At 64.2% G+C, this 13,380-nt stretch carries 14 protein-coding genes; 9 read left to right on the top strand and 5 right to left on the bottom strand.

From position 1 onward, the window contains the following. Positions 1–86: 86 nt before the first annotated feature. Positions 87–1,727 (top strand): chaperonin GroEL, encoded by a 1,641-nt coding sequence (groL, locus tag NCS00_RS11330; protein WP_250440140.1) that lies wholly within the window; start codon positions 87–89, stop codon positions 1,725–1,727. A gap of 98 nt (positions 1,728–1,825) precedes the next feature. On the opposite strand, the gene NCS00_RS11325 is transcribed toward groL, so the two are convergent. From NCS00_RS11325 to thiD, 3 genes are read right to left on the bottom strand one after another with little or no spacing between them, the layout of a single operon-like run. Beyond that, a complete protein-coding gene (locus NCS00_RS11325; protein WP_250440139.1) occupies positions 1,826–2,218 on the bottom strand; it encodes a hypothetical protein in 393 nt (130 codons plus the stop codon). Between the two features lie 24 nt (positions 2,219–2,242). After that, positions 2,243–3,022 (bottom strand): DUF72 domain-containing protein, encoded by a 780-nt coding sequence (locus NCS00_RS11320; protein WP_250440138.1) that lies wholly within the window; start codon positions 3,020–3,022, stop codon positions 2,243–2,245. A gap of 31 nt (positions 3,023–3,053) precedes the next feature. Further along, positions 3,054–3,929, bottom strand: coding sequence for a bifunctional hydroxymethylpyrimidine kinase/phosphomethylpyrimidine kinase (gene thiD, locus NCS00_RS11315; protein ID WP_034471621.1), 876 nt, complete (start codon positions 3,927–3,929; stop codon positions 3,054–3,056). Between the two features lie 309 nt (positions 3,930–4,238). Here thiD and NCS00_RS11310 point away from each other — a divergent pair, with 309 nt between their 5' ends. Both NCS00_RS11310 and NCS00_RS11305 read left to right on the top strand, forming a co-directional pair. Continuing rightward, entirely contained in the window at positions 4,239–4,409 is a 171-nt protein-coding gene (locus tag NCS00_RS11310; RefSeq protein WP_008342674.1) for a rubredoxin, read from the top strand. 351 nt (positions 4,410–4,760) lie between these two features. Then, a complete protein-coding gene (locus NCS00_RS11305) occupies positions 4,761–6,155 on the top strand; it encodes a hypothetical protein (protein WP_250440137.1) in 1,395 nt (464 codons plus the stop codon). Here the strand turns inward: NCS00_RS11305 and NCS00_RS11300 are convergent. Next, complete coding sequence (locus tag NCS00_RS11300; RefSeq protein WP_239295079.1) at positions 6,152–7,648, bottom strand: cryptochrome/photolyase family protein; 1,497 nt, start codon at positions 7,646–7,648, stop codon at positions 6,152–6,154. The genes NCS00_RS11305 and NCS00_RS11300 overlap by 4 nt on opposite strands. A 30-nt stretch (positions 7,649–7,678) precedes the next feature. Here NCS00_RS11300 and NCS00_RS11295 point away from each other — a divergent pair, with 30 nt between their 5' ends. From NCS00_RS11295 to NCS00_RS11270, 6 genes are read left to right on the top strand one after another with little or no spacing between them, the layout of a single operon-like run. Then, positions 7,679–8,257 carry a YqgE/AlgH family protein gene (locus NCS00_RS11295; RefSeq protein ID WP_008342667.1) on the top strand — a complete coding sequence of 193 codons (579 nt, stop codon included), beginning with the start codon at positions 7,679–7,681 and terminating at the stop codon, positions 8,255–8,257. Continuing rightward, positions 8,254–8,700, top strand: coding sequence for a Holliday junction resolvase RuvX (gene ruvX / locus NCS00_RS11290; protein ID WP_244807555.1), 447 nt, complete (start codon positions 8,254–8,256; stop codon positions 8,698–8,700). The genes NCS00_RS11295 and ruvX overlap by 4 nt, the downstream gene beginning before the upstream one ends. Next, on the top strand, positions 8,687–9,202 hold the full coding sequence (pyrR, locus tag NCS00_RS11285) for a bifunctional pyr operon transcriptional regulator/uracil phosphoribosyltransferase PyrR (RefSeq protein WP_239295077.1): 516 nt from the start codon (positions 8,687–8,689) through the stop codon (positions 9,200–9,202). Before ruvX ends, pyrR begins: the two co-directional genes overlap by 14 nt. A gap of 43 nt (positions 9,203–9,245) precedes the next feature. Then, positions 9,246–10,256 (top strand): aspartate carbamoyltransferase catalytic subunit, encoded by a 1,011-nt coding sequence (locus tag NCS00_RS11280; RefSeq protein ID WP_008342662.1) that lies wholly within the window; start codon positions 9,246–9,248, stop codon positions 10,254–10,256. Between the two features lie 10 nt (positions 10,257–10,266). After that, complete coding sequence (locus NCS00_RS11275) at positions 10,267–11,544, top strand: dihydroorotase (RefSeq protein WP_250440136.1); 1,278 nt, start codon at positions 10,267–10,269, stop codon at positions 11,542–11,544. Between the two features lie 2 nt (positions 11,545–11,546). Beyond that, a complete protein-coding gene (locus tag NCS00_RS11270; protein ID WP_250440135.1) occupies positions 11,547–12,344 on the top strand; it encodes a lysophospholipid acyltransferase family protein in 798 nt (265 codons plus the stop codon). Here the strand turns inward: NCS00_RS11270 and NCS00_RS11265 are convergent. Next, the gene (locus NCS00_RS11265) at positions 12,313–13,149 is read right to left on the bottom strand and encodes a symmetrical bis(5'-nucleosyl)-tetraphosphatase (RefSeq protein WP_250440134.1); all 837 of its coding nucleotides are present in this window, start codon (positions 13,147–13,149) and stop codon (positions 12,313–12,315) included. The two genes, NCS00_RS11270 and NCS00_RS11265, sit on opposite strands and share 32 nt — an antisense overlap. Between the last annotated feature and the right edge of the window lie 231 nt (positions 13,150–13,380).

The raw sequence follows: 13,380 nt of genomic DNA, 5'->3' as shown, positions 1-13,380 counted from the left end.
CTGCACGTTCGGCTTCGTCTGCCTGAGCCGCTCCTCCGAGCGCCGCAGCGAAGCCAGCAAACCGAATCGAATCAAGGAGTTTGGATATGGCAGCTAAAGAAGTCACCTTTGGCGATTCCGCACGCGCCAAGATGGTCGAAGGCGTGAACATTCTGGCCAACGCGGTCAAGGTCACGCTGGGTCCGAAGGGCCGCAACGTCGTGCTCGAGCGCTCTTTCGGCGGTCCGACGGTCACGAAGGACGGTGTGTCGGTCGCGAAGGAAATCGAACTGAAGGACAAGCTCCAGAACATGGGCGCGCAAATGGTCAAGGAAGTTGCTTCCAAGACCAGCGACAACGCAGGTGACGGCACCACGACCGCTACCGTGCTCGCGCAATCCATCGTTCGCGAAGGCATGAAGTACGTCGCATCGGGCATGAACCCGATGGACCTGAAGCGCGGCATCGACAAGGCCGTGGCTGCAGCAATCGAAGAACTGCGCAAGATCAGCAAGCCCTGCACGACGAACAAGGAAATCGCGCAAGTCGGCTCGATCTCGGCGAACAGCGACACGTCGATCGGCGAGCGCATCGCTGAAGCGATGGACAAGGTCGGCAAGGAAGGCGTCATCACCGTCGAAGACGGCAAGTCGCTGCAAGACGAGCTGGACGTCGTCGAAGGTATGCAATTCGACCGCGGCTACCTGTCGCCCTACTTCATCAACAACCCGGACAAGCAAGTCGCCGTCCTCGAAAACCCGTTCGTGCTGCTGCACGACAAGAAGGTTTCGAACATCCGCGATCTGCTGCCGGTTCTGGAACAAGTCGCGAAGGCTGGCCGTCCGCTGCTGATCATCGCTGAAGACGTCGAAGGCGAAGCGCTGGCTACGCTGGTCGTCAACAACATCCGCGGCATCCTGAAGACGGTTGCTGTCAAGGCTCCGGGCTTCGGCGACCGCCGCAAGGCCATGCTGGAAGACATCGCGATCCTGACCGGCGGTCAAGTGGTCGCGGAAGAAACCGGCCTGACGCTCGAGAAGGCAACGCTGGCTGAACTGGGCCAGGCGAAGCGCATCGAAGTGGGCAAGGAAAACACGACGATCATCGACGGCGCTGGCGAAGCCGTGAACATCGAAGCTCGCGTGAAGCAAGTGCGCAAGCAGATCGAAGAAGCGACGTCGGACTACGACCGTGAAAAGCTGCAAGAGCGCGTGGCCAAGCTGGCCGGCGGCGTTGCGGTGATCAAGGTCGGCGCTGCGACCGAAGTCGAAATGAAGGAAAAGAAGGCACGCGTCGAAGACGCACTGCACGCAACGCGCGCAGCTGTGGAAGAAGGCATCGTGGCAGGCGGCGGCGTTGCGCTGATCCGCGCACGCAAGGCGATCGACGGCCTGAAGGGCGCGAACGCAGACCAGGACGCCGGTATCAAGATCGTCCTGCGCGCAATGGAAGAGCCGCTGCGCCAGATCGTCACGAACGGCGGCGAAGAAGCTTCGGTCGTGGTGGCAGCAGTTGCTCAAGGTACGGGCAACTACGGCTATAACGCGGCAACCGGCGAGTACAGTGACCTGGTGGAAGCCGGTGTCGTCGACCCGACGAAGGTGACGCGCACGGCGCTGCAAAACGCGGCATCGGTGGCTGGCCTGCTGCTGACGACCGACGCAGCTGTCGCCGAACTGCCGAAGGAAGATGCTCCGATGCCTGGCGGCATGCCCGGCGGCATGGGCGGCATGGGCATGGACATGTAATCTGGCGAAAGCCGATTACATCGGCGCGGGCTTCGAAAGAGGCCCGCGTCATGCCGAAAGAAGAAACCCGCAGCGATGCGGGTTTTTTTTCGTCCGGACTATTTGTTCATTTCCTCGCGCAACTTCTGCGCGGCGGCCTTGTAGTCGTACGTCGGATAGAACTCCGTCCGATATCCGCCCCATGCGGTGCTTTCGATCGCGCGGTTGACTTCGCGCAACCGGTCGGCGGGTACGCGCAACGTGACGACCTGACCGATTCCCATCATCACGTACCACGACACCACTTCGACGCCCGGCGGCGGAAACTGCTTGAAGTAGCCTTGCTCCTTCAACTGCTGATTGATCTGGGGCAGCGTCTTCGATTCGTCGTGCCTGAGGAAGATCGTCAGCAGGAACGTGCCATCGCCGGCGGGCGTGGCGTTCTGAGCGTGTGCCGGCGTGGCCGTGAAAATGCAAGACGCGGCGAGCGTGGCCGCAAGCAGCTTGAGCATCTGAGGAAGCCTCCAAAAAGAACTTCAGACCTTGTGATGAATCCGCAGCCGCTCCATCAGATGCAGCGCGTTGGGCTGCGCGTGGCCCTCGGCGGTGTTGTCGAAGATGCACCAGACTTCGGCCGTCTTCTTCGCGCGGTTGTGCAGCGTGCGCGCGAGTTCGTCGAGATACGTGTAGTCGTACGAAGACCTGTATAACTCGGGCGAGCCGTGCAGCCGCACATACACGAGCGATGCGTCCGCGCGATGCTTGATCTCGCATTCGTCGGGAATCGGGTCGGCGTCGACGTATGCAATGCGATGCGACTTCAGCAACGCTGCCGCGTGCGTCGTGAACCAGCTATGTTCGCGCGCCTCGCACGCGACCGGCAACGTCGTGCGCTCGCGCAGCGCCTTGAAAAACGCGTCGGCGATGTCGTGATCGAACGGCAGGCTCGGCGGCAATTGCACGAGCCAGCATCCGAGCTTGTCGCCGAGTTGGCCGGCCGCGCGGAGAAAGTCGTCGAGCAGCGATTCGATATCGACGAGACGCGCGTCGTGCGTGATCGCCTTCGGCAGCTTGACCGAGAACCGGAATGACTCGGGCACGCTGTGCGCCCAGTTCGCGTAGGTCTGCTCGCGATGCGGCTTGTAGAAACTGGAGTTGATCTCGACGCACGTCAGAACGTGCGAGTAGCGTTCGAGATGAGTGCCTTCATGCGGAAAGCTCGCGGAGACACCGCTCGACAGGCCCCAGCCCGCGCAGCCGATGCGGATCGCGCCTTGCGGGCCGGGCTTGTGCAGATGGGGCAGTCGGTATGGCATGCGCTCGCGTCGCCTCCCTTCTTGTTGTGTGTCAGTGTCGGGCTTCTCCGGGCAATCCCGTTGGATCGTCGGGCAGCGCGGATGCGTCGCCTTCTTCGTCTGCATCGTTCGAGCGCGCCCAGAAAAAGCGATCCGGCAGATACGCGCCCATGCCGGGCCGGAACGCGGCGCGCGCGGCCTGAAACACATACTCTTGCGCCTCACGCGCGGCCTCGGCAGGTTCCTGACCGTTGGCGAGCAGGGCGGCGACCGCCGAGCCGAGCGTATCGGTCAGGCCCATGATGCGTTGCACGCTGCGCTCCCACGTATCCTGTCGCACGAGCCCTTCTTCGCTGTAGAGCGTGTTGACGTGACGATGCGTGCCGGTTTCCATCGCGAGCACGTACTCGCAGCCCTGCGCCAAAATGTGGGAAATCGCGGAATCGAGCGTCGGCGATTCCGCGTCGCTGTCGGGCTGCGCGAGTTGCAGTAGCGTGGCGTGATCGGCAATCAGCATGGTGGTCTGCGGCACGAGCAGATCGGCGAGCGATTCGCGCAGTTCATCGGCGGACAGGACGTGTTCGTCGTCGAGCGTGAAATCGGGCGCGAGGATCAGCGGCACGTCGTCGTAATCGGAGACGACTTCGGCGATGGCGGACACGAGCTCCGCGCGCGTCGCCGCGCCGATCTTGAAGGCGGCGATCGGCATGTCCTCTAGCAACATGCGCGCCTGGGTCGCGACGGTGTCCGGATCGAGGCCCGTCACTTCATCGCAGGTCGCGGAGTCGCGCACCGCGTAGCCCGTCAGCACGGTCGCGCCGTGACAGCCCATGCTGGCGAGCGTCAGCAAGTCGGCCTGCAGGCCGGAGCCGCCCGTGGGATCGGAAAGGCCGAAGGTGAGTACGATCGGTGGGGAATCGCCGGTCATGGCAAAAACGGACATTATGGTATTGGATTGCTTGGATGGACGATCGGCTCTAAGCGAACTCGTGCGCGCCTCGGCGCGTGAGCGAATGCCCGCTCGGTCATGTCTGATTATGCGGCCTAACGCCGCCAGGAATGTTTCTTTGCGCACTTTTTTCCGGTGCGCTAGCCTTCTTCACCGGACCCGGCGTGACGGCCGTTTCGACCCATGTCACGATGCGCGCACCGCAGGCGGGCGGCTTGCTAGGCATCGGCACGGCAACACGGTACCATCATGTCCTATTTTTAAACGACCAATCGACTCGGCATAAGTATGGAATACAGAAGCTGGATGTGCCTGATCTGCGGCTGGATCTACGACGAGGAGGCGGGATTGCCTGACGAGGGCATCGCGCCGGGCACGCGCTGGGAGGACGTTCCGATCAACTGGACCTGTCCCGAATGCGGAGCCCGCAAGGAAGATTTCGAGATGGTCCAGATCTGATCTTGTCGTTCTGCCGCGCCGCATGACTCGCGTCATGCGGCGCGCGTTTTTTGCGGACCGCGTACGTCGCTACGGCGCGTGCCGCGCATGGGCCGCCGTCGGGCGGCCCGTCCGATTTTTCGGATTTTGCAGCGTCAGATGAGTTCGTTGGGGCGATTCCGGCGTCGCGCGACGTTGGCGAACAAAGATGCGAAAAGCCTTTGCAGGTTCGGTTCCCGCACTGGCCCGTTAAGGCATACGCTTGAAGCAGGCGCGGCGACGCCGTCTCCCGCCTGTCGATGACGCATTTAAACGGCGGGTGACGGCGGCCTTCCATCGCCGCGCCCGCGAACCGGCTTGTGAGCGCTTGTTATGACATCTCGTCCCGATCTGCCCGTTCCGTACGAAGCCTTGCCCAATCCGCGCGGCGGATCGGTGCGACTCGCAGAAATGGCGCTGACCGACGCGCTGCACGCGTTCCAGCGTCAGGGCGAAACCGGGGCGGCGCTCAAGCGCGCGATCGCCGCGCTGCATTCGGCGGGGTGGCTTCCCGCGCAGCGCTTCGCCGAGGCGCTGACGCTCGTCGCGCCGCTCGGCGAGGAATCGGAAGGTAGCCACGCACGCATCGCCGATGCGATCGCGGTTTTTCGCGGCGCGGTCGAGCGGCGCAATCTGCGCGAACTCTCGTGCTCGACGGCGCTCTTCGATCACTATCGCGGCCTGCATGCGTTGCTTGCATCGCATACGCGCATCGCGCCGGTTTCCTACGATGACCTCGCCCTCGCGGGCCGCGCGATCGCGCCGGCGACGCTGCGCGGCATCGCGCCCGAGCGGCTCGCGCATACGCGGGCGCGCTATGAGGAAACGTTGCTGAAACTCTTGCGCGGACCGGCCGAAGGCTCCGCCGACACCTTCGCGCGCCTCGACGCCTGCCTCGACGAACTGCGCGGCCCGGATCCCTACGATTTCTGGCGGCTCGCGTCGTCGGCGGTCGTGGCGCTACGCGAGCGCGCGCAGCGCACCGGCGGCGAGCTGGACTACATCGCCGACGTCAAGCGTCTCTACGCGCGCTTCAACCTCGTGCTGGCGGATCAGGCGCACGCGCTGTCGTACGCGCCGCGCTCGCTCGTGCGTGCGACGCTCGCGCTGCTGTGGCGCGATTTCGCGCTGTACGGCGCGCGGCCGGAAGATGCCGACCACGTCGATGTTTTGCGCGATTACGGCCTGACGGTCGCGTGGCACGTCGCCGCGACGCCCGAATCGGAAGCGGCGTGGGAAGAGAGCGCCGCGCAGGCGGGCGAGGAAGCCTCGCGCGACGCCGCGACGCGCGATCTCGGCGTGCTGCGCGTGAACGCGAGTGCTTACGAGGACTTCCTGCAGAGCGCGGAAACGTCGATCGACGCGCTCGTCGAGCGCGGCACGCAGGCGAACGAAACCGGCATGGTCGACGAAGCGGCGGCGCTGTCGGCGGCGGACGCGTCGCATCGGCTGGGCGCGGCGGCTTGCGCGCTGGGCCTCGGGCATGTCGCGCTCTTGGCGGATACGCTCGGCCTCGCGTGGCGGCGCGTCGCGCATCACGGCGAAACGCACGCCGATGGCGCCGAAGGCGCGACACGCGACATCGACGCGACCGTGCCCGAGCGCGCCGCGCAAATGCTGCGTTCGATGCTGCATCAGGCGGCGGCCGGCATTGCGCCTTCGGAAGGGCGCGGATCGATCGTCGCGCTGACGTCGATGATCGAAAAACCTGCGCCGTTTGCGCGCTAGTCTTCGCCGTCGTCGTCGGGCGGAAGCTGCTTCGGGCCCGGCGCGCGCACGACGTCATAACGCATGAGCGTGCGTTTTCTGGCGGCTTCGTGATCGACGATCGGCTGCGGATAATCCGCGCCGAGCGAGATCTTCGCCGCTTTCAGCGCATCCGGTTTTGCAAGCCACGGCGCGTGGATATCGCGATCGGAAAGAGCCGCGATCTCTGGCACGTAATGACGGATGAACTTGCCCGCCGAATCGAATTTCCGTGACTGCGTGACCGGGTTGAAGATGCGAAAGTACGGTTGCGCATCGCAGCCGCTCGACGCGGCCCATTGCCATCCGCCGTTGTTGTTCGAGAGCTCGAAGTCGTTCAGATGCGCTTCGAAGTACGCCTCGCCGCGTCGCCAGTCGATGCCGAGATCCTTTGTCAGAAAGCTCGCCACGACCATGCGCAGACGGTTATGCATGTATCCCGACGCGTTGATCTGCCGCATCGCCGCATCGACGAGCGGATAGCCCGTCTGACCCGCGCACCACGCGGCGAAATTCGCGTCGGCGGCATCGCCCGTTTCCCAGCCGATGCGGTCGTACTCCGGCTTGAACGCGCGATGATCGCCAGCCACGCCGACGTGCGGAAAATGGTGCAGCACGGAGAAATAGAACTCGCGCCAGATCAGCTCGCCTAGCCACGTTTCGGCGCCCTTGTCGCCGTGACGCTGCGCATCGTGGGCGCTGCGGGCGAGCGCGCGGATCGACATCGTGCCGTGCCGCAGATGAACGCCGAGATAGCTCGGCCCTTTTAGCGCGGGGAAATCGCGCGTGCGGCTGTAGTCGATCATGCGGTCCCGGAAATCGTCGAAGAGCTCATAGGCGCCGCGCGTGCCGGCGGGAAACGCAGGCGCGGGTGCATCGCCGAAACCGAGCGCATCGAGCGATGGAATCGCATGCTTCACGTTCGACGGCGGCTTCGCGAGCGCGTCCAGATGTTCTTCGGATGCGTAGGGCGCAAGCGCATCGGGCGTGAGCGTCGCGAGCCACTTGCGCTTGTACGGCGTGAAGACGGTGTAGGGCTTTGCGGCGCCTGTCATCACATCGTCGTGATCGAAGACGGCCTGATCCTTGAAAGAGAAGAACGCGATGTCCTGACTCGCGAGCTTCTGCGCGACGGCTTCGTCGCGCGCCTTCGCCGCCGGCTCGTAATCGCGATTGACGAACACGGCGTTCGCGCCGCATTCGCGTGCGAGCGAAGGAATATCGTGCACGGGGTGCCCGTGCCGCACGATCAACGCGCCGCCCGCCTCGCGCAGCGTGCGATCCAGCTCGACGACGCTCGCGTGAATGAACGGCACGCGCCGGTCTTTTTTGTCGAGCGGCGCGAGAATATCGCGATCGAAAACGAAGGCGCACAGCACCCGACGGCACCTTGTAAGCGCGTGATAGAGTGCAGCATTGTCTGCCGCGCGCAGATCCCGCCGAAACCAGACCAGACCCACATCAAAGTCGGCCATCTCGCAGCGCCTTTGTTAAAATTCTGAATTATGTCCAAGACTTCCGATCGCATCAATTTGACGAATCAGTTCCTGATCGCCATGCCCAACATGGCCGATCCGACGTTTTCAGGAACGGTGGTCTACCTTTGCGATCACACGGAGAAGGGCGCGCTCGGTCTCGTCATCAACCGGCCGACCGACATCGACCTTCAATCGCTCTTCAATCGCATCGATCTCAAGCTCGAAATCGAGCCGCTCGTCCATTTGCCCGTTTATTTCGGCGGTCCCGTGCAGACGGAGCGTGGCTTCGTGCTGCACGAAGCGGGCGAGGGCGAACCCTATAGCTCGTCAATGAGCGTGCCCGGCGGCCTTGCCATGACCACGTCGAAGGACGTGCTCGAAGCAGTCGCGAGCGGCAAGGGCCCCGAGCGCTTCCTGCTCACGCTCGGTCATGCCGGCTGGGGCGCGGGCCAGCTCGAAGAGGAAATCTCGAAGAACGGCTGGCTGACCGTCGAAGCCGATCCGCGCATCATCTTCGACGTACCCGCCGAAGACCGCCTCGAAGCGGCGCTCTCGCTGCTCGGCGTGTCGCGCTCGATGTTGTCCGGCGAAGCAGGGCACGCATGAGCCGCGAAGCCACGCTGCTGGCATTCGATTACGGCGAGAAACGCATTGGTGTCGCCGTCGGCAATACGCTCACCCGCCACGCGCGCGCGCTCGTCACGCTGGAAAACCGCAATCGCGAATATCGCTTCGTCGAAGTGGGCAAACTGCTCGACGAGTGGAAGCCCGACGCCATCGTCGTCGGCATGCCAATGCATCCCGACGGCACGCCGCACGAAATGAGCGCGCTCGCCAAGCGCTTCGGCAATCAGGTGAACGGACGTTTCAACGTGCCGGTGCAATGGGTGGACGAGCGCTACTCGTCCGTCGACGCCAAAGCCGATTTGCGCGAGCGCGGCGTGCGCGCCAATGCGCGGGGCCGCTTCGACGAAATCGACGCCGAAGCCGCGCGCGTCATCCTTCAACAATATCTCGACGGACTTGCCGACGATCATGAGTTCCATTGACGCCGAGGCGCTGTATCGCGCGCTCGTCGACCAGATTCGCGCTGCCTACGGACAATCGCTCGCCGCGCCCGACGGCGCCGTGCTCGCGGGCATTTTCAGCGGCGGCGTGTGGCTTGCCGAGCGGCTCGCGAAGGATCTGAACGCGCCGCGCTTCGGCGTGGTGAACGTGGCGCTGCATCGCGACGACTACGCGAAGAAAGGCCTGCACAGCCAGGCGAGCCCGACCTCGCTCCCCTTCGATGTGAACGGCCGCCGCATCATCCTGGTCGACGACGTGCTGTCCACGGGGCGCACCGTGCGCGCGGCGATCAACGAGCTGTACGACTATGGCCGTCCGGCATCGATCGATCTCGCGGTGCTCGCCGATCGCGGCGGGCGCGAAATGCCGATCGGCGCGCGTTTCACCGGCGCGACGCTCGATGTGCCCGCGAATCAGAATCTCGTGCTCGCGCGTCGCGAAGACGGCGCATTCGACTTCAGGACGGAAGCGCGCGCCAGCTGAAGCGAGCGCTTCGACGTCTTTTCAAAGTACATCCGGGATCGACATGAATACCGCCACCGAAGGCGCCGCCGCGCCCGACACCTTTCGCTACGGCTTTCTCAAGGGCAATCCGCAGCTGACGAAGAACGGCGAGCTGAAGCACCTGTTGAGCATCGAAGGATTGCCGCGCTCGATCGTCACGCACATCCTCGATACCGCCGAGCAGTTCGTCAGCGTGACCGATCGCGAAGTGAAGAAGGTGCCGCTTTTGCGCGGCAAGTCGGTGTTCAATCTCTTCTTCGAGAACTCGACACGCACGCGCACCACGTTCGAGATCGCGGCGAAGCGTCTTTCGGCCGACGTGCTGAATCTGAACATCAACGCATCGTCGACGAGCAAAGGTGAATCGCTGCTCGACACGATCAACAATCTCTCCGCGATGCACGCCGACATGTTCGTCGTGCGTCACGCATCGAGCGGCGCGCCGTATCTGATCGCCGAGCATTGCGCGCCGCACGTGCACGTCATCAATGCGGGCGATGGCCGTCACGCGCATCCGACGCAGGGCCTGCTCGACATGTACACGATCCGCCATTACAAGCGCGACTTCACGAAGCTGCGCGTGGCGATCGTCGGCGACATCCTGCATTCGCGCGTCGCGCGCTCCGACATTCACGCGCTGACGACGCTCGGCGTGCCCGAAGTGCGCGCGATCGGACCGCGCACGCTGTTGCCGGGCAATCTCGATCAGATGGGCGTGCACGTCTATCACAATCTCGACGAAGGGCTGAAGGGCGTCGACGTCATCATCATGCTGCGCCTGCAGAACGAGCGCATGAGCGGCGCGCTCTTGCCGTCCGCGCAGGAGTACTTCAAGAGCTGGGGATTGACGCCCGAGCGTCTCGCGCTCGCCGCGCCCGATGCGATCGTCATGCATCCCGGCCCGATGAATCGCGGCGTGGAAATCGACTCGCAAGTGGCCGACGGCCCGCAGTCGGTCATCCTGAATCAGGTGACTTTCGGCATCGCCGTGCGCATGGCGGTGATGGGCATCGTGGCCGGCAACACTGACTGACAAAGACGACATGAAGATCCAGATTCAGAACGGCACGATCATCGATCCGGCGGTCGGCACGGAAGAGCGCAGGGACGTGTTCATCGCGGCGGGCAGGATCGTCGGCATCGGCGAGGCGCCCGCGGATTTCAACGCGGCCAAGGTCATCGACGCTTCGGGGCTTTACGTCGCGCCGGGTTTCGTCGATTTGTCGGCGCGTCTGCGCGAACCGGGCTTCGAACACAAGGCGACGCTCGAATCCGAGATGGCCGCCGCGATGGCGGGCGGCGTGACGAGTCTCGTGTGCCCGCCCGACACCGATCCGACGCTCGACGAACCCGGTCTTGTCGAAATGCTCAAGTTTCGCGCGCAGAAACTGCATCTCGCGCATGTGTATCCGCTCGGCGCGCTGACGGTCGGGCTCAAGGGCGAGACCATCACCGAGATGGTCGAGCTGACCGAAGCGGGCTGCGTCGGCTTTTCGCAGGCGGATAACCCGATCGTCGATACGCGCACGCTGCAACGCGCGCTGCAGTACGCGACCACGTACGGCTATACCGCGTGGCTGCGTCCGCAGGATGCGTACATGTCGAAGGGCGGCGTGGCGGCGAGCGGCGCGGTGGCGTCGCGGCTGGGGCTGTCGGGCGTGCCGGTGTCGGCGGAAACGATCGCGCTGCATACCATCTTCGAACTGATGCGCGTGACGGGCGCGCGCGTGCATTTGTCGCATCTGTCGTCGGCGGCGGGCGTCGCGCTCGTGCGCGCGGCGAAAGCCGAAGGAATCGCCGTGTCGTGCGACGTGACCATCAATCACGTGCATCTGACAGATATCGACATCGGCTATTTCGATTCGCAATTTCGCCTCGATCCGCCGCTGCGTCAGCAACGCGACCGCGATGCGATCCGCGCGGGTCTCGCCGACGGCACCATCGACGCGATCTGCTCCGATCACACGCCGCTCGACGACGACGAAAAGCTGCTGCCCTTCGCCGAAGCGACGCCCGGCGCGACCGGCCTCGAATTGCTGCTGTCGCTGACGGTGAAGTGGGCGCGCGAAGCGAACGTGCCGCTCGCGAAGGCGCTGTCGCGCATCACGTCCGCGCCCGCCGACGTGCTGAAGCTCCCCGCCGGCCGCATTGCGACGGGCGCGCTCGCCGATCTGTGCGTGTTCGATGCGGCGAGCGAATGGCGCGTCGATCCGCTGAAGCTGAAGAGCCAGGGCCGCAACACGCCGTTTCGTGGCTACGAATTGCCGGCGCGCGTGCGTGCGACGGTGGTCGGCGGTCACGTCGCTTACGAGAGCCGCTGAACATGCGCTTCGCATGGCGCAAGCTTCGGCTCGTCGCGCATCTGTTGTACGGCATGTGGATCGTCGCGACGCGCTTTGCCCGCGCGTCGGCGGCCGAACGCGCCGAGATGAACCGACTGTGGTCGCTCGAAATGCTGCGGCTGTCGGGGATGAAGCTCGTCGTGCATAACGACGAGGCGCGGCTCGATAGCGGCGTGCTCGTCGTCGGCAATCACATCTCGTGGATCGATATCTACGTCATCAACGCGTGGCGTCCGACGCCGTTCGTGTCGAAGGCGGAGATCCGCAAATGGCCGGTGGTCGGCTGGCTTGCGCATCAACTGGATACGGTGTTCGTGCAGCGCGAGAAGCGCAGCGACGCGAAGCGCATCATGCACGAGCTCGCGGATCGTCTGCTTGCTGGCGAAAAGATGTGCGTCTTTCCGGAAGGCACGACCTCGGACGGGCAAGCGCTGCTGCCCTTTCACGCGAACATGTTTCAGGCGGCGGTGTCGGCGTCGTGCCCGGTGCAGCCGATCTGCCTGATGTACGAGGATGCGCAAGGAAGGCAATCGACCGCGCCGGCGTATATCGGCGATATGTCGCTCAACGATTCGCTCGATGCGCTCTTGCGCGCGCGGCCGCTCACCGCGCATCTTTACGTGTGCGATCCGCTCGCACCGGGCGCGGACCGGCGGTTGCTCGCGAGCGAGGCGCAGGCTTCCGTCGACGCCGCACTTCAGCGGATGCGTGGCCTGCCCGCCGCCGATGCGATGACGGAAGTGCCGCTCACTTCTTCATCGAGCAGCTCACCTGCGTGACGACGCGCTGCGCGGGATCGGCCGTCAGGCGCACCGCCGACAGCTTGTTGCCCCACACGCAGCCCGAATCGAGGCAGAGAACGTCGTCGCGGATCATGAGACCGAGCGCGGCCCAGTGGCCGAAGACGATCGTCACGTCCTGCGTGCGGCGGTCCGGCACGTCGAACCACGGCATGTAACCGGGCGGCGCCGCGTCGGGGCCGCCGTTGTTGGCGAACTCCATCGCGCCTTCGGGTGTGCAGAAGCGGATGCGCGACAACGCGTTATAGATCACGCGCAGCCGGTCGGCGCCTTTCAGTGAATCGTCCCAGCGATGCGGCTCGTTGCCGTAGAGCGACGCGAGCGTTTCCTTCCAGTTCGGTGCGCGCAGCGCTTGCTCGAGCTCGTGCGCGAGTTCCATCGTCATCGTCGCGTCCCATTGCGGCAACACGCCCGCGTGAACCATCAGCACATTGTTTTCGAAGTGCGCGACCGGCTTGTGACGCACCCACTCGATGAGATCGGCGGCGTCGGGCGCTTCGAGGATTTCATCGAGCGTGTCGCCTTTTTTCGGCTTGCGCAGGCTAGCGGCGACGGAGAGCAGATTCAGATCGTGATTGCCAAGCACGACAGTTGCGCGCGAGCCGAGGGCGATGATCTCGCGCAAGGTCTGCAAGGACTTCGGACCACGGTTGATGAGATCGCCCGCGAACCAGAGCGGTGTGTCGGGTGATGGCGCGGCTTTTTTGAGGAGGCGCTGGAAGGGATCGCAGCAGCCCTGGAGATCGCCGAAGACGAGGGGAGCGGGGGAGGTGGCGATGGTCATCTGGGAGACTTGTTGTCAGGCTTCTAAGAGGAAATCCGGGTGAGCGAAGATTATGGAACAGCGGGCAAACACTGTGTCTTCATCCGACGGATGCACAGGCTGGCATTACCTACTGCCACCTGTGCAACCATAAATCGCAAGCTGTATCAAGTTGTTATCCGTGTAGTTTTCGAGTGGCGGAGCCTTATAATTCGGGGTTGACCAAACCGGGGCGGGAATGGACGAAAATCG

Origin of the sequence: Caballeronia sp. AZ1_KS37 (genome assembly GCF_023631165.1) — a bacterium.
Taxonomy (GTDB): Bacteria; Pseudomonadota; Gammaproteobacteria; order Burkholderiales; family Burkholderiaceae; genus Caballeronia; species Caballeronia zhejiangensis.
This window is presented reverse-complemented; position numbering and strand designations above follow the sequence as displayed.

Bases quoted from the DNA above. Each gene is read 5' to 3' on its own strand.
- NCS00_RS11270 (WP_250440135.1), top strand. From the start codon at position 11,547: ATGCGCTTCGCATGGCGCAAGCTTCGGCTCGTCGCGCATCTGTTGTAC.
- NCS00_RS11320 (WP_250440138.1), bottom strand. From the start codon at position 3,022: ATGCCATACCGACTGCCCCATCTGCACAAGCCCGGCCCGCAAGGCGCG.
- NCS00_RS11300 (WP_239295079.1), bottom strand. From the start codon at position 7,648: ATGGCCGACTTTGATGTGGGTCTGGTCTGGTTTCGGCGGGATCTGCGC.
- groL (WP_250440140.1), top strand. From the start codon at position 87: ATGGCAGCTAAAGAAGTCACCTTTGGCGATTCCGCACGCGCCAAGATG.
- NCS00_RS11275 (WP_250440136.1), top strand. From the start codon at position 10,267: ATGAAGATCCAGATTCAGAACGGCACGATCATCGATCCGGCGGTCGGC.
- pyrR (WP_239295077.1), top strand. From the start codon at position 8,687: ATGAGTTCCATTGACGCCGAGGCGCTGTATCGCGCGCTCGTCGACCAG.
- ruvX (WP_244807555.1), top strand. From the start codon at position 8,254: ATGAGCCGCGAAGCCACGCTGCTGGCATTCGATTACGGCGAGAAACGC.
- NCS00_RS11325 (WP_250440139.1), bottom strand. From the start codon at position 2,218: ATGCTCAAGCTGCTTGCGGCCACGCTCGCCGCGTCTTGCATTTTCACG.
- NCS00_RS11305 (WP_250440137.1), top strand. From the start codon at position 4,761: ATGACATCTCGTCCCGATCTGCCCGTTCCGTACGAAGCCTTGCCCAAT.
- NCS00_RS11310 (WP_008342674.1), top strand. From the start codon at position 4,239: ATGGAATACAGAAGCTGGATGTGCCTGATCTGCGGCTGGATCTACGAC.
- NCS00_RS11265 (WP_250440134.1), bottom strand. From the start codon at position 13,149: ATGACCATCGCCACCTCCCCCGCTCCCCTCGTCTTCGGCGATCTCCAG.
- NCS00_RS11295 (WP_008342667.1), top strand. From the start codon at position 7,679: ATGTCCAAGACTTCCGATCGCATCAATTTGACGAATCAGTTCCTGATC.
- NCS00_RS11280 (WP_008342662.1), top strand. From the start codon at position 9,246: ATGAATACCGCCACCGAAGGCGCCGCCGCGCCCGACACCTTTCGCTAC.
- thiD (WP_034471621.1), bottom strand. From the start codon at position 3,929: ATGACCGGCGATTCCCCACCGATCGTACTCACCTTCGGCCTTTCCGAT.